Genomic DNA, 20,891 nt, shown 5'->3' on the forward strand with positions numbered 1-20,891 from the left:
ATATTGGCTGCGATGAACCAGAAAACCTCCGTTACGAAAACCTCAAATCTGTCCCATAGGCGCTGACGTCAGACAGCTGACGGATGGGTTTCCTGCGTTGTGCTTCACGGACGGTTCAAAGTAGTTCGTTCCGTCAAATACCCCGCCTTCCTGAACAAAATTCCAATTGTGATTCAGATATTTCTGTCCAATCACAACCCAGAAGGACACACCGGGCCAACTCTCGGTTAGATCATCCAGCATTGCCTGTGCCGGCAGATGAAAGGGGTTCCGTCCTGGATTCGGATCGGCATCATCGATGTCCACTTCATTGGTATCCGACGGGGAATTCAGCAGCTTGATTTCACCGGTGAGTTTTTTGGCAATGCGGTCTTTGATGTTCTTGTCTTCTTCATCTGCAAGCCGCTTCGCAAAATGCGCGCAACTCGCGATGATATCTTTACAGCCTTTGCCGAACAGGAACTGCACATCCTCGGGAGAGTGCAGCTCTTTCCCACCCTTTGCGTGCTGCAGCGCCGAGGACAACGAATAAGCCATTGGCGCAAACAGCGCGATGTCGAGATAGGTGCGAATCCTCTCGCTGATCACCGAAGCTGATCCATATTCAGCGTCGTACTTACTCGCCAGAGGATTGCTGTCCGATTTGTTCGTCTTGAATGCGTCGGCGATTTTTGTGAAGGAGTCGTTGGTGAAACCCGGATTGTATGGCGGATCGGTAAGATCATCGTTCTGATGATCCTTTTGATATAGAAGGACTTCGCGCTTCAGGCCGGCCATCCTTTCGACGGAATTGTAGATTTCTTCATCAACCTTGTCTTCTATCATCTCTTTCTGGAGATCATCCAGACGCTTGTCCATGTCCTGCCACATGCCGGTGACCTTGTCGTCGAGCTCTTGCAGGGCATTGAGGATCTGCGCGCTCGGATCTTCCGCGCCACCTGTGAACATCGTCGCCACCTCCAGCCCTGCCCCGGCCATCATGAAGCCTGTTGACAGTTTGTCGAACCCTTCCAGGGTGGCGGCGACCGACTGAAGCTTCGACAATTCCTTGCCCTCTTCGCTCAGCTTGCGCGCCGCCTCTGAATACTCGTGAATGAAATCTGCGGCTTCCTTGGCTTTTTCGGCCCCAAGTTTCGCTTTCTCAATCGTTTCTGTGCCCGACATTGTTAGTTCCCCTTCCCATAGAATGGTTGGCCTCTTGGGAAGCCGGCCCAAGAAGAAGCAGTTTGAAACGCAGTGAACACCCGCAGAAGTGATCTATGGCAGGGGACCAATCCAGCTTGCGCAAGGGACAGCACAAGAACTGAACCTAGGGTGACGTTGACGGTAACTTCGACACCTGTCATCTTTAAGCTGTGCAATTTCCCCGCCAGTCGGCTTGTTCAACGTGATGAAAGCGACCCGAGGACGCTAGATTTCCAATGGCAACAGCCGCTCTTGCAGAATCTCTGCCGACCGGCGCAGGGCGCTTTCCTCGCCCTCGCTGAGCTCTGGCCAGAGCGTCGCAGTCACGCCCTCGCGCCCCACCGTGCGAGGCAGCGACAGGGCCACGTCCGGCACACCCAAAACATCCGGTTCGACCACCGAAACGGACAGCACCGCCTGTTCGTCGCCCGCAATCGCCGCCACGATGCGGGCCAGCCCGCCGCCGATGCCGTACCACGTCGCGCCCTTGCCTTCGATGATCGTGTAGGCCGCACCGCGCACGCCCGCGTCGATCCTTTGGCGAACATCTTCGGTCAGTGGGGCAGAAACCTGCGCGGCGAAGCTTTCCAGCGCCACCGATCCGGCCCGCGCGCTGGACCAGGCCAGCACTTCGGAATCGCCGTGCTCCCCCAGCACATAGCCATGAACGGAGCCCGGAGATATCCCGAGGTGCCGACCAACCAGCCAGCGGAACCGGGCGGTATCGAGGATCGTGCCAGACCCGATCACCCGCCCCGGCGGCAGGCCCGACAGTCGCGTGGTGATCTGTGTCATCAGGTCGACGGGGTTCGAGGCCACCAGCAGGATCGCACCGGGGCAGACCGCCATAACCTGCCCCACCACCTGCCGGAACACCCCGGCATTCCGTTCCAGCAGCGCCAGCCGCGTTTCGCCCGGTTTCTGCGATACACCGCAAGACAAGATCACCACCCCCGCCCCATCCAGATCGGCATAGTCACCGGCCCGCACGATCGCAGGCGACGCGAAGGGGATGGCGTGCGCGATATCCTCGGCCTCCGCGTGGGCGCGGGCGTGGTTCACATCGACCAGAACGATTTCCGACGCTTCGCCACGCATGATCAGCGCAAAGGCCGCGGCAGACCCGACCATGCCTGCACCGATGATGCCTACTTTCATGGTGTTTCTCCCTGCCCGCTTGTTCTTGGTTGGCCAGCGTCCTGTTCCGCCATGCGCGCGGCCCATGTCTCTGACCAGCCCCCAAGCGGATGCAGCAGCCCGAACAGTTCCTGCCCCGCATCGCTCAGCCGATAGCCGCGCTCGGCCCGTTCCACCAGGTCGCTGGCCGTCAGCTCCTTCAGCCGCCGGTTCAGCACTGTGGGCGACACCCCTTCGCAGGCGGCCTGCAATTCGCGAAAGGTCATCGCCCCGCGCGACAACTGCCAGAGCGCCCCAAGCGCCCATGTGCGGCCAAGCAGGTCAAACAGCGCCATGATCGGCTTGCCGGATTTGGATCCGCGAACCGGCTGTCCGGGGCGGGGATGGGTCGAGGCCATGGGCGCTCCACTTGCTATTCTTTCCGTATCACATTGACGCTACCGATTGGGTAGCGCATGGATGCTATCCATAGTGTAGCATTCACTGAAAGATTCGCCATGATCCTTTTTCCCGCCCTCGCGGCCCTTATCGCATCGCTCGGATGGGCCACCGGCGCCGTTCTGGCTCAGCCCCCCGCACGGGCGCTTGGCACGTTCGAGTTCACTCGGATTCAACTGCTCGCCTGTTCCGCCATCGTCGCGGCGGGCTGTACGGGGCTTGGCCTGTGGGGCAGCGTCGCGTGGGGCCACTGGCCCGCCTTCGCGGCCAGCATCGTCATTGGCATCCTTCTGGGCAATCTCGCCATGATCGAATGCCTGCGGCTTGGCGGCCCGCGCCGGATGGAGCTGCTGTTGTCGCTCAAAGCCCCGGTCGTAGGACTCTTGGCTTTTGCCTGGCTGGGAGAGGTGCCAAACACCCCCGATCTGATCGGAGCGGCGCTTGCCCTGTGCGGAGTCGCCCTGGCAATCCTTTACGGATCGAACGCGCGCTCGGCCAGTGATCAGACACATGGACGGATGGCAATGATTGTCCTTCTCGGGCTGCTGGCGACAGGGTTTCAGGGGGTCGGGTTTCTGATCGTCAAACCGGCCATGCTGGACGGCACCCCGCCGCTGGCAATCACCGCGATCCGGCTGCTTGGAGCGGCCTTTCTGATCTCCCTTGTGGCTCTTTGGCCCTCACCGGCCTTTCGCAGCCACCGGCCTTTGACCCCCACCCTGTTGGCGCGAACGGTCCTGCCCGGTTTTATCGGCTACGTGGTCTCCTCCTCCTTATTGCTCTACGCCATGTCCGTGATGGACGCGGGCATTGCCTCCGTCCTCGGGTCGCTATCCCCGGTGCTGGTGCTGCCGATCATCTGGATCAAGGAAGGCGTCGCGCCCCGATCGCCCGCGCTGTTGGGGGCGGGGCTGGCCGTAGCCGGTAGCGCCATGATTGTGCTGATCTGAGCCTAACCCAGTTTCCGGCTGAGCCGGTCGAGCATACCAAGGCATTCCTGCATCTGCGAAACCTCGATGAATTCATCGGGCTTATGCGCCTGTTCAATGGACCCCGGACCGCAGACAACGACTGACATGCCCAGGTCCTGAAACAGCCCCGCTTCGGTCCCGAAGGGCACCACCCCCGCGCCATTGGCGCCGGTCAGTTCCATGACAATATCGCGCGCCTCGTTTTCGGTGGCAGGCTCCAGCCCATCCACCTCTCCAATCACCTCGGTGGTAATCCCCGCCTCAGGGTGCACGGCACGCATGGCGGGCAGCAGGATATCCTCGCAGAAGTGCTTGAGGTCTTCCTTCACGAAATCGCCGTCCGATTTCTGCACGGGCCGCATTTCCCAATCGACCCGCGAGCGGCCCGGAATGACATTATGGGCCACGCCCCCCACAAGCGCGCCGGTGTTGATCGTGGTCCACGGCGGCTCGAACCGGCTACCTTCAGGGGCGCGGGCCTTGAGCTGTTCCTTCAGGTCGAGCAGGCGAGAGACATAACGCACCGCATATTCCACCGCGTTGACCCCGTGATCGGGGGAAGACCCATGCCCCTCCAGCCCGGTGAAATGGGTGGAGTATTCGAAACAGCCCTTATGCCCTTCGATGATCCGCATCGAGGTTGGTTCGCCCACGATGGCGATACTGGGCAGGTTCTCGCGCCCCTCCAGCAGCTTGACCAGGGCCTGCGCCCCAAGGCAGCCGGTTTCCTCTTCATGGGTGAAGGCGAAATAGACCGGCCGCCGCGTGGCGCGTTCGGCCCAGACCGGAGCCATGGCCACCGCCGCCGCGATGAACCCCTTCATGTCGCAGGTGCCGCGCCCGTAAAGCCTGCCCTCCGCCTCATGCAGATCGAACGGGTCGGTGGCCCACGCCTGATCCGCCACCGGCACCACGTCGCTGTGGCCCGATAGCAAAATGCCCCCCGGCACATCCGGCCCGATCCGCGCCCAGAGATTGGCCTTGCGTCCGCTCTCGTCGGCGATGATCTCCACCTTTGCCCCGGCCTGCGCCAGCCGGTCGGCGAGAAGCGTGATCATATCAACATTGCTGTCAGTCGAAACGGTGGGAAACCCCACCAGTTCGGCCAGCAACTGGGTCGTCTCGGGCAGGCCGGTCATGGTTTTACGAAGAGCTTGCGCTCCACGTTGCAGAAGGTCTCTGCCGGGCCACTATCCGTGATCAGGATGGTTTCTGTGGTCTCCAACCCCCAACTGTCCATCCACAGCGCCGGCATGAAATGGAAGGTCATGCCCGGTTGCAGCACGGTTTCATCCTCGCCGCGGATCGACGCCGTGCGCTCGCCCCAGTCGGGCGGGTAGCTCAGGCCGATCGGGTAGCCCATGCGGCCCTTGCGCTCGATCCCGTGCTTGGCCAGCACCTCCATGAAGGCGTTGAAGATATCGCGGGTCTGGTTGCCTGCGCGGGCGGCGTTCAGCCCTGCCTCGATCCCTTCCATCTGCGCGGCTTCGGCCCGGCGCATATCGTCCGACGGCGTGCCAAGGAACACGGTACGACAGAGCGGCGCATGGTAGCGACGGTAGCAGCCCGACAGCTCAAAGAACGTAGCCTCGCCTTCGCGCATCTCGTCCCCGTTCCACGTCAGGTGCGCGGCGGTGGCATCGAGCCCCGAGGGCGTCAGCGGCACGATGGCCGGGTAGTCACCCCAGATGTCATCCACCCCGGTGATGCCTGCGTGGAAGATGTCGGCCACCAGATCGTTCTTTCGCACCCCAGGTGCTGCGCGCTCCAACGCGACCCCAACCACCTTCTCAGAAATCTTCGCAGCCTTACGGATAAAGCCGATCTCCTCCTGCGATTTCACCAGCCGCTGCCAGTTCACCAGCGCGGTGGCATCGACCAGCGTCGCATTTGGCAATTCCTCCATCAGAACCGTATGCGCCTTGGCGGAGTAGTAGTAGTTCTCCATCTCCACCCCGATCCGGGCCCCCGCAAGTCCCAACCGAGTGAAATGCTCTGCCAGATCCTGCATCGGGTGATAAACAGTCGACTGGATGTAATGGTCGGAATAGCCATGGATGTTTTCCGCCGCCATCCAGCAGGTCCTCTGCCCGCCAAGCGCATCCATGGACCGGCCCCACCATTCGGGCTCTCCCTCCATCCGCAGGATTACACCCTGATGAACATAGAAGGACCAGCCATCATAGCCCGTCAGCCAGGCCTGGTTCGACGGATCGGTGACGAAAATCGCATCAAGCCCCGCCTCGGCCATCGCGGCCCGTGTCTTGGCGATCCGCCGGTCATATTCCGCCTGGCTGAACGGTGCACATCCCGCTGGCATATCGTCTCTCCCTGTCTGGCTGTCCTGATCACGCTAGGCGATCCGCCATTTACCGCAAGAGCTTTTCCGACATGGAGCTTGCCGAACACGCCAAGATCGGTCAGGACCGGGGCAAGCAAGGGCGAGCTGATGACAAAACTGATCCTGTTCAACAAACCCTATGACGTGCTGTCGCAATTCACCGACAAAGGCACCGAAGGCAGCGCTCGCCGCACCCTGTCGGAATTCATCGACGTTCCGGGGGTTTACGCTGCCGGGCGGCTGGACCGCGACAGCGAGGGGCTGATGGTTCTAACAGATGACGGCAGGCTGCAAGCCCGCATCACCAGTCCTCGCACCCAGACCCCCAAGACCTATTGGGCACAGGTTGAAGGCGCGCCCTCGGAGGAACAACTGGAGGCGCTGCGCAAAGGCGTTTCCCTGAAAGACGGCCCCACGCGCCCCGCGAAAGTGCATCTCATCGAAGAACCCCCCGGTCTCTGGCCGCGCACCCCACCCGTGCGCTACCGCAAGTCGGTGCCGGACGCGTGGCTGGAACTGACCATCACCGAAGGCCGCAACCGCCAGGTCCGCCGCATGACCGCCGCCGTGGGCCTGCCCACCCTGCGCCTGATCCGAACCCGCGTCGGCAAGTGGAGCCTCGACGGCCTCGCCCCCGGCGACTGGCGCGACGCCTCGGCAGAGCTCTCCGCCCCTTCCCCCCGCCGCAAACCGCGCTAAACCCAAAGGGCATGAGCCTGATGCCGGACCCCGCCAACCGCCCCCGCCTACGCCACCTGCCGTGGCTTGCTCTCGGCTGGAGCGCCGTCGCACTTGGCTTCGCGGGGGTCGTGCTGCCGATCCTGCCGACCACCCCGTTCCTGATCCTCGCCGCTTTCGCTTTCTCCAAAAGCTCCCCTCGCCTGCGTCAATGGCTGGTCGATCACCAGATATTCGGCGGCCCAATCCGCGATTGGGAAGAAAACGGCGCCATCCGCCCGCGCTACAAGGTCATGGCCTGCACCGCGATGGCGCTCGTTCTGCTGGTCAGCGTTCTGTCGAGCTTCAGTGGTACGGTCATCCTAATCCAGTTGATCGCCATGGGCAGCGCCGCTGCTTTCATCCTGTCCCGCCCGAACGGTGATTGAGCGGCCCCAAAGCCCCCCGGATTACACCGTCAAAACTCCCTCTGCCGGGTACCTTGAGTCCTCTCAACCCATGCAACATCTGATGCGGCGGGCCAGACCCGGCCAACTCCCATGGCAACGCGGCCCGAGGAGGGCCCCGAAGGGGCTTGACGAGGGCCGCTCTCCGGTCGACGCCGAAGGCGGCGATCCATTATCGGCTCAGCACACGTGCCACCGCATCTTTCCAACCGGCATAGCGGGCTTCACGAGTTTCTCCGTCCATCAAGGGAACAAACTCCCGCTCCAGCGCCCATGTGGCGGAAAAGCCTTCACGATCGGGGTAAACCCCAGCCTTCATCCCTGCTAGCCACGCCGCTCCAAGCGCTGTTGTCTCCAGCACCTTCGGTCGGTGCACCGGCGCGCCGAGGATGTCCGACAGGAACTGCATGGTCCAGTCCGAAGCGCTCATCCCGCCATCGACGCGCAGGATGCTGTCTCCGCCCGCGCCTTGCCAGTCGGCGCGCATCGCTTCCCACAGGTCACGGGTCTGGTAGCCTACACTTTCCAGCGCTGCGCGGGCGAACTCTGCGGGGCCGCTGTTGCGTGTCAGTCCGAAGATTGCGCCTCTGCATTCCGCATCCCAATAGGGCGCGCCCAGGCCCGTGAAGGCAGGCACAAGGTAAAGCTGCTGCGCGGGATCCGCCGCTTCTGCCATGCCTTGCGTCTCGGGGGCGGAGTCAATGATCTTCAAACCATCCCGCAGCCATTGCACCACTGCGCCAGCGATAAAGATGGATCCTTCCAGCGCATAGGTGGGTTTGCCGTCAAACTGATACGCGATCGTTCCCAGCATCCGGTTTTGCGACCGAACAAGCGTGTCACCGGTATTGAGCAATGCGAAACAGCCAGTGCCATAGGTCGATTTCAGCATCCCCGGTGCGAAACAGGCCTGGCCGATCGTCGCCGCCTGCTGGTCGCCTGCAACACCCAAAATGGGAAGCGAGGTTCCCAAAAGTCCCGGCTCGGTTTGGCCAAACTCAGCCGCGCAATCCTTCACTTCGGGAAGCAGGCTCATTGGGATATTCATGAGCCCGCAAATCTCTTCGTCCCAGGCCCCGTCACGGATATTATAGAGTAGTGTCCGCGCCGCGTTGGTGGCATCCGTCACATGGGACACGCCGCCGGTCAGGCGCCAGATCAGGAAGGTATCGACGGTGCCGAAGGCCAGTTCGCCCCGATCTGCCCGCTCCCGCGCGCCATCCACATTGTCCAGGAGCCATGCCAGCTTGGTGCCCGAAAAATAGGGGTCGAGCAGCAGGCCAGTCTTTTCCTGCACTATCTCCTCGTGCCCCGCCTCCCTTAGGGCTGCGCAGCGATCCGCCGTGCGCCGATCCTGCCATACGATGGCGTTGTGCAAGGGCTCGCCGGTTTTGCGATCCCACAGCAGCGTTGTTTCCCGCTGATTGGTAATACCAATCGCCGCAATGCCAGAGGCCGACAGCCCCGCCTTATCCAAGGCCGAGCGACAGGTATCGACGACCGTGGTCCAGATATCCTCGGGATCATGCTCCACCCATCCCGATGCCGGGTAGTGCTGCGTGAATTCCTGTTGCGCAACCGCTGTGATGTTCATCTTGCCATCGAAAACGATGGCGCGGCTTGACGTGGTGCCCTGGTCGATGGCCAGAATGTGGGTCATCGGTTCCTCCCTCTTTCTTGCAATCCTAGCGGGTGCGCATTGCCCCGCAAACCATTCACGTGCTCAAGATCCAATTTCGCCGCGCTTTGCGCGCTGTTCCGCCGTGGCTCTGCCCCCGGACCCTCAAGGCAACTCCTCCAGGCTCAAAGACATTCGGTCACTCAGAAACCGCAGGGCTGGCAACGCGGCCTGACATGAACCGGTCGATGGCGGCGATCTGGTCTTCGGTTAGCCGCAGGCCAAGCCGGGTGCGGCGCCAGACGACATCTTCTGCCTGCCGGGCATATTCGCGCGTCATGAGCCAGCGAAGCTCTGCCTCGGTTAGGGTTGCGCCAAAGTCGTGGCCAAGCTCAGCAGCTGTGGTCGCATCCCCGAGAATGTCGCGCGCCTCGGTGCCATAGTGACGAACCAGGCGCTTGGCCCAGGCCGGGGTCAGGAAAGGATAGTCGGCCAGCAGCCCATTAATCAGGGACTGCACGGCGGATACCGGAAAATCCCCGCCCGGCATGGGCACACCCGCCGTCCAATCGCCTTTTGACAGGGGCAGATGCTGGCCGATCTTTTCCAGCGCGCTTTCGGCAAGCTTCCGATATGTGGTGATCTTGCCCCCGAATACATTCAGCACTGGCGGTCCGTTCGCATCGACCTTCAGCACGTAATCCCGCGTGGCTGATTGAGCTGCGCTGGCCCCGTCGTCATAGAGCGGACGGACCCCGGAATAGGTCCAGACAACATCCTCGCGCGTGAGCGGCTGCTTGAAGTAGTTCGATGCGAAAGCGCAAAGATAATCCTGCTCTTCACCAGTGCAGACCGGTGCGACGGAGGGGTCCGTGTGGTCCAGGTCCGTGGTGCCGATCAGGGTGAAATCCTCTTCATAGGGAATGGCGAAGATGATCCGCCCGTCTTCGCCCTGAAAGAAGTAGCACTTGTCGTGATCATACAGCTTTCGCGTCACGATATGGCTGCCACGCACCAGCCTTACATTTTCACGCGAGTTCACGCGGATCTTTGTCTGGATCACGTCGCCCACCCAGGGGCCTGCCGCGTTGACCAGCATCTTTGCCCGCACCGTCCGCTGACCGCTTTCATCCTCCAGCATGATGGACCAGGCATCCCCGTCTCGGGCCGCGGACAGCACCTTGGTGCGCACCATGATCTTTGCGCCACGCGCCTCGGCGTCGCGGGCATTCAGAACGACCAGCCGCGAATCCTGAACCCAACAATCGGAATACTCGTAGGCCTTGGCGAAACGGTCCTGCAAAGGCATGCCTTCCGGTGCGGTCCGCAGATCGACGGTTTTCGTCCCTGGCAGAATCTTGCGTCCGCCAAGATGGTCATACATGAACAACCCAAACCGGATCAGCCAGGCGGGGCGCCGTCCACGCATCCAAGGCATGACCAGCCCCAACAGCCGGGAGGTGGGCGTCGTGCTCTCGAACCGCATGTCCTTGTGGTAAGGCAGCACGAAGCGCATCGGCCAGCTGATGTGGGGCATGGCCGAGAGCAGGACTTCGCGTTCTTTCAGCGCCTCCCGCACCAGCCGGATCTCAAAATATTCCAGGTAGCGCAGCCCGCCATGAAACAGCTTCGTCGCGGCCGAAGAGGTGGCTGACGCGAGGTCGTTCATTTCCGCAAGCCCGACGCTCAGACCCCGGCCCGACGCATCCCGTGCGATGCCGCAGCCGTTGATTCCGCCGCCAATGATGAAGAGGTCATATTCCTCGGACATGAGAGACTCGCCTTTCGAATTACGCGCGACTCCTGTCACTTCATGTTCGTTTTGTCAATTTTCATGTTCGATATTCTTCGCTTCCCGACGCGAATTTCTTCGTTATAAGAAACAGGAAGGAGTTCTCATGCCGATCACCCCCCGCCAATCCGATATTCTGAACCGCGCTCGCAGCGATGGCCGTGTGATGGTCGACGACCTGGCGGAGACCTTCGGCGTCACCGTCCAAACCATCCGCCGCGACCTGACCGAGCTATGTGACGCGCGCCTTTTGGACCGTATCCATGGCGGCGCTGTTCTGCCCTCGGGGGTCACCAATATCGGCTATGAGGATCGCCGCCGTCTGAATGCGGATGCCAAGGACGCGATCGCCCGCGCCTGCGCCGCCGAGATCCCCAATGGCGCCTCGCTGTTCCTGAATATCGGCACCACGACCGAGGCTGTCGCACGGGCATTGCAGAGCCATAGCGGCCTGATGGTGGTGACCAACAACATGAACGCGGCGCAGATCCTGGCTGGCAACCCGTCATGCGAAGTGGTGCTGACCGGAGGCACTCTGCGGCGGGCGGATGGGGGCCTCGTGGGCGATCTGGCGGTGCAGACAATCCGCGCCTTCAAGGTAGATGTGGCCGTAATCGGGGCCTCGGCGCTCGATGCGGATGGCGACCTGCTCGACTTCGACATTCAGGAGGTGCGTGTCGCCCATGCGATCCTGCAACAGGCGCGGCAGGCAATTCTTGTCGCAGATCGAGGCAAGCTTACACGCGCGGCACCAGTTCGCATTGGATCACTGACAGATCTGGATATCTGGGTGACAGATGCAGAACCGCCCGCAGCGCTTTGCACCTTATGCGACGAAGCCGGAACCGAGATCAGGGTTGCTGAACCCGCGCAATAAGCGCTTCGACCTCGATTGCAATCGCACCAACGATCAGGGCCACACCCTCCGCATTCGGGTGGATGCCATCTGCCTGCATCATCGCCTGCACGTCAGGGGCAGTCACAACCGGCGCAAGGAAACTTTCCACGAAAAGCGTGCCGTGTTCCGCCGCCAGCTCTGGATAGATCGCATCGAACGCCGCCTTGTAGTCAGGTCCGTAATTCAAAGGGGCCTCCATGCCGATCAGCAGCACCTCAACCCCGGCCTCCGCCGCAGCGTCCAGAATACCCGCGAGGTTCGCGCGCGCGGCCTCGGGCGGCAGCCCGCGCAGCAGGTCGTTGCCGCCAAGGGCGACGATCAGAGCTTGCACATCGTCCGTCAATGTCCAGCCGATGCGCGCCAGACCGCCCGCCGTCGTATCCCCGGACACGCCCGCATTGATCAGCCGCACCTCATGGCCCCGCGCCTGCAACCAAGCCTCCAGTTGCGGCACGAAGCCCTCATCGACGGGCAGCCCGTAGCCCTGTGTCAGGCTGTCGCCAAGGGCCGCGATCACCACCTCATCTGCCCATGACGGTGCGGCAGATAGGCCAAGGGCCAGCACAGCCGCCTTGCCCAATCCCCGCCATCCCCCATATCCAAAGGATAGCCGAGCTCGGAGCCATTTCATGACGTCCCCCATTCTGTCCCTCACCGATGCAACCCTGACGCTCGATGGCAATGCCGGCAAAGTCGAGATCCTTCGCGGGATCACGCTGTCGGTTGAGCCAGGCGAAACGGTGGGGCTGGTGGGGCCGTCTGGATCGGGCAAGTCGTCTCTCCTCATGCTGCTTGGCGGGCTGGAACGGGCCACGGGTGGCGTCGTCTCGGCCCTTGGCAAAGATCTGACGCCGATGACCGAGGATCAGCTTGCGCGCTTTCGCAGGGACAATATGGGCGTGGTCTTTCAAAGCTTCCACCTAATTCCCACGATGACTGCGCTGGAAAATGTGGCGACGCCCTTGGAACTTGCTGGTCGCAAGGACGCGTTTGAAAGGGCCAAACAGGAACTGGCCGCCGTCGGCCTTAGCGACAGGATGCATCACTATCCCGGCCAGTTATCGGGGGGCGAGCAACAGCGCGTGGCCCTGGCCCGAGCCGCCGCACCGCGCCCGCGTATCCTGTTGGCAGATGAACCGACCGGAAACCTGGACGAGGCAAACGGGCGTGCGATCATGGACCTTCTGTTTGACCTGCGTGACCGACATGGTGCGACGCTGATCATGGTCACACACGCGCCCGAACTTGCGGCACGCTGCGACAGGGTGATCGGCCTGCGCGACGGGCGGTTGGACCTATGATCCCGGTCGACAAATATCCGGTGATCGGGCAGGTGACACGCAGCCCGGCCGGACGGCTGACCCTGACGCCTGATCAGGATCTGATGCGCGAGGGCATTCTTTATCTTGTCGAACGCATGACACCGACCGACCAGCGACTGGCGGTGCCCGGCGGCATGTTGCGCTTTGCGGAAAGCGGCCGGCTTTTCGCCATGCTGGCCCGCGCCCTGCCCGAATGCCATGCGGCCTTGCACGAAGGGGCCATCATCGACGCGCGGTTCCGCGACTGGCCCGACCTGATGGCCGCCGCCTTTACGGTGCAGGAGATTCAGGACCGCCGAGCGCCACCGTGGAACTGGGGGCGCCGCAGATGAGTGCCGCAATCCGTATCGCCTTGCGCGACCTGCGTGGCGGCCTGCGCGGGTTTCGTATCTTTCTGGCCTGCCTGACGCTTGGTGTCGCGGCGATTGCCGCCGTGGGCTCGGTCAGGCAAGCTGTGCAGATCGGCCTGGAGGAAGAAGGCGCGCTGATCCTTGGCGGCGATGCCGAAATGACCTTCGTCTACCGCATGGCAACCGAGGCCGAGGCTGCGTGGATGAACCGGGTCGCCCTGGCCGTATCCGAAACGGTCGATTTCCGATCCATGGCCGTGGCTGAGGTGGGCGGCGAAACCGTACGCGGTCTCACGCAGTTGCGCGGCGTTGACGGGCGCTATCCGCTCTATGGCGAGGTCGGGCTCGATCCGGCGATGACCATCGAGGAGGCGCTTGCGACAACCGACCTGCCCGGCGCGGTGATGCACCGGACGCTGATTGCACAGATGGGCTTGCAGATGGGCGATACCGTCAATTTTGGTCTGCAATCCTTCGAACTGCGTGCGGCCTTGACAGATGAGCCCGACATGGCGGGTGGCAATTTCGGCCCCGGCCCTCGCACTCTGGTCCGGCTGGACGCACTGGACGGCTCTGGTCTGCTGGCCCCCGGCACGCTTTTCGACAGCCAGTATCGCCTTGCCCTGCCCGAAGGCACCGACCTAGCCGCGCTGGAAACCGAGGCGCGCGCGCTTTTTGCGGACACCGGACTGCGCTGGAAGGATGCCCGCAACGCTGCCCCTGCCCTTGGCCGGTTCGTGGACAGGATCGGGGCGTTCCTTGTGCTGGTCGGGTTGGCTGGACTGGCTGTGGGGGGCGTCGGTATTTCCGCCGCTGTGCGCAGCTATCTGACGGGCAAGACCGAGACCATCGCCACACTGAAGACGCTCGGGGCGGATCGGCGCACCATCTTCACCGTCTATTTCCTGCAAATCGGCGCGATGACGGTGCTTGGTCTGGCCCTTGGTCTGGTCTTGGGCGCGGTCCTTCCGCTTGGGCTTGCCCCCCTGATCGCCGGGTCGCTGCCGATCCCGGCCACATTCGAGCTGCATCCCGGCCCGCTGGCCGAAGCCGCAGTTTATGGTGCTCTGGCCGCGTTGATCTTTACCCTTTGGCCGCTTGCGCGCATTGAGCAGGTCCGCGCCGCCGCCCTGTACCGAGAGGCTGCGGGCCTGTCCCGCCATTGGCCGCGCTGGCCGTTCCTGTTGGTCATCGCGGGGCTGGCGGGGCTGCTTGTCTCTCTGGCCGCGTGGCTGTCCGGCATTCCGCGCCTTGCGCTATGGTCCGCGGCTGCGATCCTGTCCGCCCTGGTGATCCTCGCTCTGGCCGCAAGCCTCTTGCGCTTGCTGGCCCGCAATCTGGCCCGCCGCGCCCACGGCCGCCCGGCGTTGCGCCTGGCGCTTGGCGCTATTGGCGCACCGGGGTCCGAGGCCACCAGTACGATCCTGTCGCTCGGGCTTGGCCTGTCCGTCCTGGCTGCAGTGGGCCAGATCGACACCAACCTGCGCGCCGCGATCCAGCAGGATCTGCCCCAGGTCGCCCCCGCCTTCTTCTTCGTCGACCTTCAGCCCAACCAGATCGAGCCTTTCCTGACGGCAATGGAAACGGACCCGGATGTGACCCGCGTGGACAGTGCACCGATGCTGCGCGGTGTGATCACCCGGATCAACGACCGTCCTGCGGCAGAAGTCGCAGGCAATCACTGGGTGATCCGCGGCGACCGGGGCCTGACCTACCGGGCCGACGCGCCACCCGCGCGTGAGATCACCGAAGGCGCATGGTGGCCCGAGGATTACGATGGCCCGCCACAGATGGCCTTCGCGGCAGAGGAAGCTCTGGAAATGGGCATTGGCCTTGGCGACACGATGACCGTGAACGTCCTTGGCCGCGACATCACCGCGACCATTGTCGCGCTGAGAGAGGTCGATTTTTCCAATGCCGGGATCGGCTTTGTCATGACGCTGTCGCCCAATGCGCTGGCCGGGGCACCGCACACCCACATCGCCACTGTTTATGCAGACCAACAGGCAGAGGCCCGCATTCTTCGGGAAGTGGCAGGCATTGGCCCCAACATCACCGCGATCAGCGTCCGCGATGCGATCGACCAGGTTGCCCGTGCGCTGTCTGGCATTGCCGCAGCCACATCATGGGGCGCGGCGGCGACGCTGCTGACCGGCTTCATGGTGCTGATCGGCGCGGCGGCAGCGGGCGAACGGGCCCGCGCCTACGAAGCCGCAATTATGAAAACCCTCGGTGCCAGTCGCACAGGCATTCTAACGAGCTTCGCTCTGCGATCTGCCATGATGGGGGCGGCGGCAGGCGTGGTCGCAGTGGCGGCGGGTGGCTTGGCCGGTTGGGCTGTGACCCATTTCGTAATGGAGAGCGACTTCGCCTTCCACCTGCCCTCTGCCATCGCCATAACCCTTGGCGGTGCAATGGCAACCCTGCTTGCCGGTCTCGTGTTTGCGTGGCGCCCCTTGGCCGTGCGTCCCGCCCGGATCCTGCGCAGTGAGGGCTGAACTGGCAAACTGTTGCCGCAGGCAAACCATACCCTCTTGTTTTTCATGCCCTTCCAGCGCAAGTGCTATACATGATCCGCCGCCTCCGCAGCATATTGACCCGTCCAAGCAGCGACCAATCCCCCGCCCCGGTGCGGGATGCCCTGCCACACCCAGAGTTTTCGACTTATGTTGTCGGCGATCTGCATGGGCGTGCGGACCTGCTGGAACGGGCGCTGGACCGGATTGACGAACATGTGGGTCGCACCGGCGCGCGAAATCCGCAGGTGGTCTTTGTCGGGAACTACATTGATCACGGTCCGGAAAGTGCCGCCACCCTGACCCGAGTTTGGGAACTGTCCAAGGAATTGCCGCAGAACGTGACCTGCCTAATGGGCAATCATGAACGCATGCTGCTGGATTTCCTCGCCGACCCAAAGACACGCGGCCCCCGCTGGCTGCGGTCCGGTGCGCGCCCGACACTGGAAAGCTTTGGCCTGCATACCAGCCAACTGGAACCGGGCTGCGCCCCCGATCTGTTTCGACAAGAGGCGCTGGCGCTTCGCGCGCATGTGGCCCCGGCGCTGCTGGACTGGCTGGAAGAACTGCCACTGTCGTGGAACTCCGGCAATCTCTGGGTTGTTCACGCAGCCGCCGATCCACAGCACGCCATGGACAGCCAGTCGCCTCGCGTTTTGCTTTGGGGGCACCCCGAGTTTGACACCCGCCCCAGGTCAGACGGCGTCTGGATCGTTCATGGCCACACCCCCGCCGAAGCGCCGGTCAGCACCGAAGGCCGGATCTGCGTCGATTGCGGGGCGTGGGAAACCGGGCTGCTCTGTACGGTCGCCGTCTTGCCCGATGGCCGGTTCGAATTCCTTTACGCCTGAAGCGGCGCGGTTTTCTTAACCTTGCGGCGGCTAGCAGCGTGGACAGACGTACCCTGCTGTCTCTACACTCCTTTCATCTTGGTTCTTGAGTAGTGAGTGCCGCCGGTGAAAGACATTGGCGAACGTGATTTCCTGACCCCAGGCGACATTGAAGCGCTGGTTCATGACGTGTTCCTGCGCGCGGGCCTTGCCGAGCTTAGCGCAAGGGCCATTGCCCGGTCTGTTCGCTGTTCGGAATCCGCAGGCCAGCGCCGCCTTGGTCTGGGGCTGGTGCCGCAAATGGCGGAACATCTGCGGTGTGAACGGGTCAATTGTGCCGCCGCGCCGCGCTTGTCCGATGCCGGTCTCGCCGCCCTGCTGGTGGATGCCGATGGCGGCTTTGCATGCCCCGCGGTCGAGGCCGGGTTGAATGGCCTTGTTGCGCGAGCTCTGGAATTCGGCATCGCGATCCTGTCTATTCGCAACGCCTATCCGGTCGGCTCTGGCCTGCCCTTTCTGGACTATTGCGCGGCGCACGGGCTGGTTGGGATCGCCAATGTGTCAGGACTGGTGGTGCGCGCCGCCCCGAACGGCAACCTTGTGCTGGAGATCGAGCCGTGCAGCCTTGGTCTGCCGCAAATCACCACGACAATGCCGCTGCCCGTGGTCCCGGACCGGGACATATCCGCAACCGCTGCGCCACTGTTCGAAGGGCCGGTCGGGCCGCCGTTTCGGCTGTCTCACAGCTTTGTCGCCATCCGTCCCAACATCTGGCCATTCCCCCCCGACGCCAGCTCTGAACCCGCCGGGCAGATCCAGAATTCCGGTATCGCTGTGCCCCCCGTCCTGCTAGAAAAGATCATCAACGCCTGAGGCACACCCGCCCCGGGCACCGGGTGACAAGAGGATATGAACGGCGTTCTCAAAGGTGTTTCGATCCGGGGGCTGGAGGTGTTCGAGGCCCTCGCGCAAACCGGCTCGGTCGGCGAAGCTGCTCGCCGTCTGGGGATGAGCGCGCCAGCCGTGTCTCAGCAGCTCAAGAACCTCAACACCGCTGTCGGCATTCCGCTGGTCGATCAGGGCCGTCGCCCGATGACGCTGACCCCGGGGGGGCGCCAGTTCCTGCGTCATGTGGAGGCAGCGCTAGGGGCCCTGCGCACCGGTCAGCGCGACCTCACATCGCTGGATTTGTCAGATGTTTCTTCCCTTCGCATGGGGATCATCGAGGATTTCGAGAACGAGGTCACTCCGACGTTGACCGCGCGCCTTGCCGAAACAATGCAGAACTGCGTGTTTTTGCTGAACACCGGGGCCAGCCACACCTTGCTGAACCGCGTCACCCGGAACGAACTTGACCTGGCGATTTGTGCGGAAGGCCGCGAAAACCCGCCCGGCGCGGCGATCCATCCACTGCTGGATGATCCCTACATCCTGGCCATGCCCAAGGGCACGCATCTGGCAAACGGTCTGGAGGGGCTTTCGCATCTGCGGTTCCTGCGCCGCGATCAGGCGCAGGTTATGGGCCGCCAGATCGAAGATCTTCTGAAGCGGCAAGGCCTGTCCATTCCCAATCGGTTTGAACTCGATTCCAATCAGTCGATCAGCGCCCTTGTCGCCGGTGGCCACGCCTGGACCATCACCACGCCGCTCAGCCTGCTGCGCGGTGGCCGCTTCCTCGACGGGATAGACGCGCGCGCCCTGCCCTTCGCAGGCTCATCGCGCCGGATCTCCCTTTGCGCCACCGGCGATTGGTCGGGCGACATTCCTCGCCAGATCGCGGCCATCGCCCGCGATCTCATAGAGCAGCATTTCACCGAACGCGGGCTCGACCTGATGCCCTGGCTGCGTGGATCATTTCGAATTCTGCCAGAAGAATAGCCTCGGACGATTCCTGCCTGATCCCCGTGTGTTCCGGGGCAAGCAGGCGGGAATACCATGTTGTCGAGGCAGGGAATTTGATCAGATAGAAAGCAAAACCACTAAACACGGTGGCGCATCGACAGATGGGTATCCCCGCAAATAACTCAAAAATAATGATTTTTTCACTATTTTGTAAAGATATTTACAATCCAAGCCCCGTCATTTGAAAATCAGTTACAGAACCCTGAACAAACACAAGCTAACAGTTCTCGATCTCACGAAATTTTGTAAGGTTCGTGTCAGGGGAAACGCAACATTTGCACCCTCTTCGGCGCATACCGACGACCCGGCAGGAGGAAACCCGGATCGTCAAAAAAACCGAAGTAACGGTTGGGGGAGGCTAACCAGATCACACAGCCCATCCGGGCCCCGCTCAGGAACCGCCAGACAGTGACTGGCCCCTCAGCGAATATGCAGGACACGTGGAAAGCATCTGTTTTCCGCCCAGGTTCGACGTGTCATTTGTTAGGGACCAGAACCGAAACTCTTTAAGGGAGAGACCATTGCCCAACGATACGAACATGATGCCCGACCTTCTGCCCGGCGCTCATATCGACCCCGTCAAGTATGAAGAGATGTATGCCGCCTCGATCAACGACCCCGAGGGGTTCTGGGGCGAACATGGCAAGCGCATCGACTGGATCAAGCCGTACACCAAGGTCAAAAACACCTCCTTCGAACATGATAACGTCCAGATCCGCTGGTACGAGGACGGCACTACGAACGTGTCGGCCAACTGCATTGACCGTCACCTGGCAACCCGTGGCGACCAGACCGCGATTATCTTCGAACCGGATGAGCCGACCGACGAAGCGCAGCACATCACCTACAACCAGCTTTCCCAGGAAGTCGGCCGTTTCGCCAACGTCTTGAAAGAGCTTGGCGTCGGCAAAGGCGACCGCGTCGTTCTTTATCTGCCGATGATCCCCGAGGCCGCCTATGCCATGCTGGCCTGTACCCGTATCGGCGCCATCCACTCCATCGTGTTTGCCGGGTTCTCGCCCGACGCGCTTGCTGCGCGCATCAACGGCTGTGACGCAAAGCTGGTGATCACCTCCGACGGCGCCCCGCGCGGCGGACGTGTCACCGAGCTGAAGGACAACGTCAACAAGGCGCTGCTGCATTGCGGTGACGACGTTCAGTGCCTTGTGGTCAAGCGGACCGGCCAGCAGGTCGCCTGGCGCGAAGGCCGTGACCATTGGTACAACGAGCTTGCCGAGCAGGTCAGCGCCTACTGCATGCCGACCGAGATGGGGGCAGAAGATCCTCTGTTCATCCTCTACACCTCCGGCTCCACTGGTCAGCCCAAGGGTGTGGTGCACACCACCGGCGGCTATCTCGTCTACGCTTCTATGACGCACCAATACACGTTCGACTATCAGGACGGCGATGTGTTCTGGTGTACCGCCGATGTGGGTTGGGTCACCGGCCACAGCTATATCGTCTATGGTCCGCTGGCCAATGGCGCGACCACGCTGATGTTCGAAGGTGTGCCGACCTACCCCGATGCTGGCCGCTTCTGGGAAGTCTGCGCCAAGCACAAGGTCAACCAGTTCTACACCGCCCCGACCGCCATTCGCGCGCTGATGGGCAAGGGGACCAGCTTCGTCGAGAAGCATGATCTGTCCAGCCTCAAGCTGCTCGGCACCGTGGGTGAGCCCATCAATCCCGAAGCCTGGAACTGGTACAATACCCATGTTGGCAAGGGCAAATGCCCGATCGTCGACACCTGGTGGCAGACTGAAACCGGCGGCCACATGATGACCCCGCTGCCCGGCGCTCATACGCTCAAGCCCGGCGCGGCGCAGCACCCGTTCTTTGGCGTCAAGCCGCTGGTGCTGGAGCCCACCTCTGGCGAGATCATCGAAGGCAATGGCGTCGAGGGCGTGCTGGTCATTGCGGACAGCTGGCCGGGCCAGATGCGCACCGTCTATGGCGATCATGACCGGTTCGTGAAAACCTATTTCTCGGACTACAAGGGCTATTATTTCTCGGGTGACGGTTGCCGCCGCGATGCCGATGGCGACTACTGGATCACCGGCCGCGTCGATGACGTGATCAACGTGTCCGGCCACCGCATGGGCACCGCTGAAGTCGAAAGCGCACTTGTGGCACACGAGACCGTGTCCGAGGCCGCCGTTGTGGGTTACCCGCACCCGGTCAAGGGTCAGGGCATCTATTGCTACGTCACGCTGATGAATGACGAAACCCCGTCCGATGAGCTGAAGAAGACGCTCTCTGACTGGGTCCGTCAAGAGATCGGCCCGATTGCCAAGCCCGATGTCATCCAGTGGGCCCCCGGCCTGCCCAAGACCCGGTCCGGCAAGATCATGCGCCGCATCCTGCGCAAGATCGCCGAGAACGACTTCGGAAGCCTTGGCGACACTTCGACCCTCGCGGATCCGTCGGTGGTGGACGATCTGATCGCCAACCGGGCTGAAAAGTAAGG

Annotated in this window: 19 protein-coding genes; 11 read left to right on the forward strand and 8 right to left on the reverse strand. The window is 62.4% G+C overall.

The window, feature by feature from the left end:
- Positions 1 to 42: 42 nt before the first annotated feature.
- The 3 genes from ACROHD_RS11140 to ACROHD_RS11150 form a co-directional block, all read right to left on the reverse strand.
- Entirely contained in the window at positions 43 to 1,164 is a 1,122-nt protein-coding gene (locus ACROHD_RS11140; protein WP_432677881.1) for a hypothetical protein, read from the reverse strand.
- 246 nt (positions 1,165 to 1,410) lie between these two features.
- Positions 1,411 to 2,343, reverse strand: a complete 933-nt coding sequence (locus ACROHD_RS11145) for an L-lactate dehydrogenase (protein ID WP_432677882.1) — start codon at positions 2,341 to 2,343, stop codon at positions 1,411 to 1,413.
- Positions 2,340 to 2,720 (reverse strand): winged helix-turn-helix transcriptional regulator, encoded by a 381-nt coding sequence (locus tag ACROHD_RS11150; protein ID WP_432677883.1) that lies wholly within the window; start codon positions 2,718 to 2,720, stop codon positions 2,340 to 2,342. The genes ACROHD_RS11145 and ACROHD_RS11150 overlap by 4 nt, the downstream gene beginning before the upstream one ends.
- Before the next feature lie 99 nt (positions 2,721 to 2,819).
- Between ACROHD_RS11150 and ACROHD_RS11155 the strand changes: the two genes are divergently transcribed.
- Positions 2,820 to 3,710 carry a DMT family transporter gene (locus tag ACROHD_RS11155; RefSeq protein WP_432677885.1) on the forward strand — a complete coding sequence of 297 codons (891 nt, stop codon included), beginning with the start codon at positions 2,820 to 2,822 and terminating at the stop codon, positions 3,708 to 3,710.
- A 2-nt stretch (positions 3,711 to 3,712) separates the two neighbouring features.
- On the opposite strand, the gene argE is transcribed toward ACROHD_RS11155, so the two are convergent.
- Together argE and ACROHD_RS11165 are read right to left on the reverse strand one after the other, a co-directional pair.
- Complete coding sequence (gene argE, locus ACROHD_RS11160; RefSeq protein WP_432677886.1) at positions 3,713 to 4,870, reverse strand: acetylornithine deacetylase; 1,158 nt, start codon at positions 4,868 to 4,870, stop codon at positions 3,713 to 3,715.
- Positions 4,867 to 6,051, reverse strand: a complete 1,185-nt coding sequence (locus ACROHD_RS11165) for a M24 family metallopeptidase (protein WP_432677888.1) — start codon at positions 6,049 to 6,051, stop codon at positions 4,867 to 4,869. The genes argE and ACROHD_RS11165 overlap by 4 nt, the downstream gene beginning before the upstream one ends.
- Positions 6,052 to 6,180: 129 nt before the next feature.
- Here ACROHD_RS11165 and ACROHD_RS11170 point away from each other — a divergent pair, with 129 nt between their 5' ends.
- Positions 6,181 to 6,771 carry an rRNA large subunit pseudouridine synthase E gene (locus ACROHD_RS11170; protein ID WP_432677889.1) on the forward strand — a complete coding sequence of 197 codons (591 nt, stop codon included), beginning with the start codon at positions 6,181 to 6,183 and terminating at the stop codon, positions 6,769 to 6,771.
- An 11-nt stretch (positions 6,772 to 6,782) separates the two neighbouring features.
- Entirely contained in the window at positions 6,783 to 7,178 is a 396-nt protein-coding gene (locus ACROHD_RS11175) for a YbaN family protein (protein WP_432677891.1), read from the forward strand.
- A gap of 190 nt (positions 7,179 to 7,368) precedes the next feature.
- Here the strand turns inward: ACROHD_RS11175 and glpK are convergent, their stop codons facing one another.
- Both glpK and glpD read right to left on the reverse strand, forming a co-directional pair.
- Positions 7,369 to 8,856, reverse strand: coding sequence for a glycerol kinase GlpK (gene glpK / locus ACROHD_RS11180; RefSeq protein WP_432677892.1), 1,488 nt, complete (start codon positions 8,854 to 8,856; stop codon positions 7,369 to 7,371).
- Between the two features lie 157 nt (positions 8,857 to 9,013).
- A complete protein-coding gene (gene glpD / locus ACROHD_RS11185; protein ID WP_432677894.1) occupies positions 9,014 to 10,585 on the reverse strand; it encodes a glycerol-3-phosphate dehydrogenase in 1,572 nt (523 codons plus the stop codon).
- A 127-nt stretch (positions 10,586 to 10,712) separates the two neighbouring features.
- Here glpD and ACROHD_RS11190 point away from each other — a divergent pair, with 127 nt between their 5' ends.
- Positions 10,713 to 11,483: a DeoR/GlpR family DNA-binding transcription regulator gene (locus tag ACROHD_RS11190; RefSeq protein WP_432677896.1), complete on the forward strand. Its 771-nt coding sequence runs from the start codon at positions 10,713 to 10,715 to the stop codon at positions 11,481 to 11,483.
- Here the strand turns inward: ACROHD_RS11190 and ACROHD_RS11195 are convergent.
- Positions 11,458 to 12,135: an arylesterase gene (locus tag ACROHD_RS11195; protein WP_432677897.1), complete on the reverse strand. Its 678-nt coding sequence runs from the start codon at positions 12,133 to 12,135 to the stop codon at positions 11,458 to 11,460. The two genes, ACROHD_RS11190 and ACROHD_RS11195, sit on opposite strands and share 26 nt — an antisense overlap.
- Between ACROHD_RS11195 and ACROHD_RS11200 the strand changes: the two genes are divergently transcribed.
- The 7 genes from ACROHD_RS11200 (at position 12,134) to acs (ending at position 20,889) form a co-directional block, all read left to right on the forward strand.
- Positions 12,134 to 12,805 (forward strand): ABC transporter ATP-binding protein, encoded by a 672-nt coding sequence (locus ACROHD_RS11200; protein ID WP_432677899.1) that lies wholly within the window; start codon positions 12,134 to 12,136, stop codon positions 12,803 to 12,805. The two genes, ACROHD_RS11195 and ACROHD_RS11200, sit on opposite strands and share 2 nt — an antisense overlap.
- Positions 12,802 to 13,158, forward strand: a complete 357-nt coding sequence (locus ACROHD_RS11205; RefSeq protein WP_432677901.1) for a hypothetical protein — start codon at positions 12,802 to 12,804, stop codon at positions 13,156 to 13,158. The genes ACROHD_RS11200 and ACROHD_RS11205 overlap by 4 nt, the downstream gene beginning before the upstream one ends.
- Complete coding sequence (locus tag ACROHD_RS11210) at positions 13,155 to 15,674, forward strand: ABC transporter permease (protein WP_432677902.1); 2,520 nt, start codon at positions 13,155 to 13,157, stop codon at positions 15,672 to 15,674. Before ACROHD_RS11205 ends, ACROHD_RS11210 begins: the two co-directional genes overlap by 4 nt.
- A 71-nt stretch (positions 15,675 to 15,745) precedes the next feature.
- On the forward strand, positions 15,746 to 16,543 hold the full coding sequence (locus ACROHD_RS11215; RefSeq protein ID WP_432677904.1) for a metallophosphoesterase: 798 nt from the start codon (positions 15,746 to 15,748) through the stop codon (positions 16,541 to 16,543).
- 105 nt (positions 16,544 to 16,648) lie between these two features.
- On the forward strand, positions 16,649 to 17,395 hold the full coding sequence (locus ACROHD_RS11220) for an Ldh family oxidoreductase (RefSeq protein ID WP_432677906.1): 747 nt from the start codon (positions 16,649 to 16,651) through the stop codon (positions 17,393 to 17,395).
- Positions 17,396 to 17,431: 36 nt separating this feature from the next.
- On the forward strand, positions 17,432 to 18,400 hold the full coding sequence (locus tag ACROHD_RS11225; protein ID WP_432677907.1) for a LysR family transcriptional regulator: 969 nt from the start codon (positions 17,432 to 17,434) through the stop codon (positions 18,398 to 18,400).
- Positions 18,401 to 18,963: 563 nt separating this feature from the next.
- Entirely contained in the window at positions 18,964 to 20,889 is a 1,926-nt protein-coding gene (gene acs, locus ACROHD_RS11230) for an acetate--CoA ligase (RefSeq protein ID WP_432677962.1), read from the forward strand.
- Positions 20,890 to 20,891: the final 2 nt, after the last annotated feature.

The organism is Nioella aestuarii, assembly GCF_050896395.1.
Classification (GTDB): Bacteria; Pseudomonadota; Alphaproteobacteria; order Rhodobacterales; family Rhodobacteraceae; genus Nioella; species Nioella aestuarii.

Excerpts from the sequence above, each read along its gene's own strand:
- ACROHD_RS11140 (WP_432677881.1), bottom strand. The coding sequence starts at position 1,164 with ATGTCGGGCACAGAAACGATTGAGAAAGCGAAACTTGGGGCCGAAAAA.
- ACROHD_RS11145 (WP_432677882.1), bottom strand. The coding sequence starts at position 2,343 with ATGAAAGTAGGCATCATCGGTGCAGGCATGGTCGGGTCTGCCGCGGCC.
- ACROHD_RS11150 (WP_432677883.1), bottom strand. The coding sequence starts at position 2,720 with ATGGCCTCGACCCATCCCCGCCCCGGACAGCCGGTTCGCGGATCCAAA.
- ACROHD_RS11155 (WP_432677885.1), top strand. The coding sequence starts at position 2,820 with ATGATCCTTTTTCCCGCCCTCGCGGCCCTTATCGCATCGCTCGGATGG.
- argE (WP_432677886.1), bottom strand. The coding sequence starts at position 4,870 with ATGACCGGCCTGCCCGAGACGACCCAGTTGCTGGCCGAACTGGTGGGG.
- ACROHD_RS11165 (WP_432677888.1), bottom strand. The coding sequence starts at position 6,051 with ATGCCAGCGGGATGTGCACCGTTCAGCCAGGCGGAATATGACCGGCGG.
- ACROHD_RS11170 (WP_432677889.1), top strand. The coding sequence starts at position 6,181 with ATGACAAAACTGATCCTGTTCAACAAACCCTATGACGTGCTGTCGCAA.
- ACROHD_RS11175 (WP_432677891.1), top strand. The coding sequence starts at position 6,783 with ATGAGCCTGATGCCGGACCCCGCCAACCGCCCCCGCCTACGCCACCTG.
- glpK (WP_432677892.1), bottom strand. The coding sequence starts at position 8,856 with ATGACCCACATTCTGGCCATCGACCAGGGCACCACGTCAAGCCGCGCC.
- glpD (WP_432677894.1), bottom strand. The coding sequence starts at position 10,585 with ATGTCCGAGGAATATGACCTCTTCATCATTGGCGGCGGAATCAACGGC.
- ACROHD_RS11190 (WP_432677896.1), top strand. The coding sequence starts at position 10,713 with ATGCCGATCACCCCCCGCCAATCCGATATTCTGAACCGCGCTCGCAGC.
- ACROHD_RS11200 (WP_432677899.1), top strand. The coding sequence starts at position 12,134 with ATGACGTCCCCCATTCTGTCCCTCACCGATGCAACCCTGACGCTCGAT.
- ACROHD_RS11195 (WP_432677897.1), bottom strand. The coding sequence starts at position 12,135 with ATGAAATGGCTCCGAGCTCGGCTATCCTTTGGATATGGGGGATGGCGG.
- ACROHD_RS11205 (WP_432677901.1), top strand. The coding sequence starts at position 12,802 with ATGATCCCGGTCGACAAATATCCGGTGATCGGGCAGGTGACACGCAGC.
- ACROHD_RS11210 (WP_432677902.1), top strand. The coding sequence starts at position 13,155 with ATGAGTGCCGCAATCCGTATCGCCTTGCGCGACCTGCGTGGCGGCCTG.
- ACROHD_RS11215 (WP_432677904.1), top strand. The coding sequence starts at position 15,746 with ATGATCCGCCGCCTCCGCAGCATATTGACCCGTCCAAGCAGCGACCAA.
- ACROHD_RS11225 (WP_432677907.1), top strand. The coding sequence starts at position 17,432 with ATGAACGGCGTTCTCAAAGGTGTTTCGATCCGGGGGCTGGAGGTGTTC.
- acs (WP_432677962.1), top strand. The coding sequence starts at position 18,964 with ATGATGCCCGACCTTCTGCCCGGCGCTCATATCGACCCCGTCAAGTAT.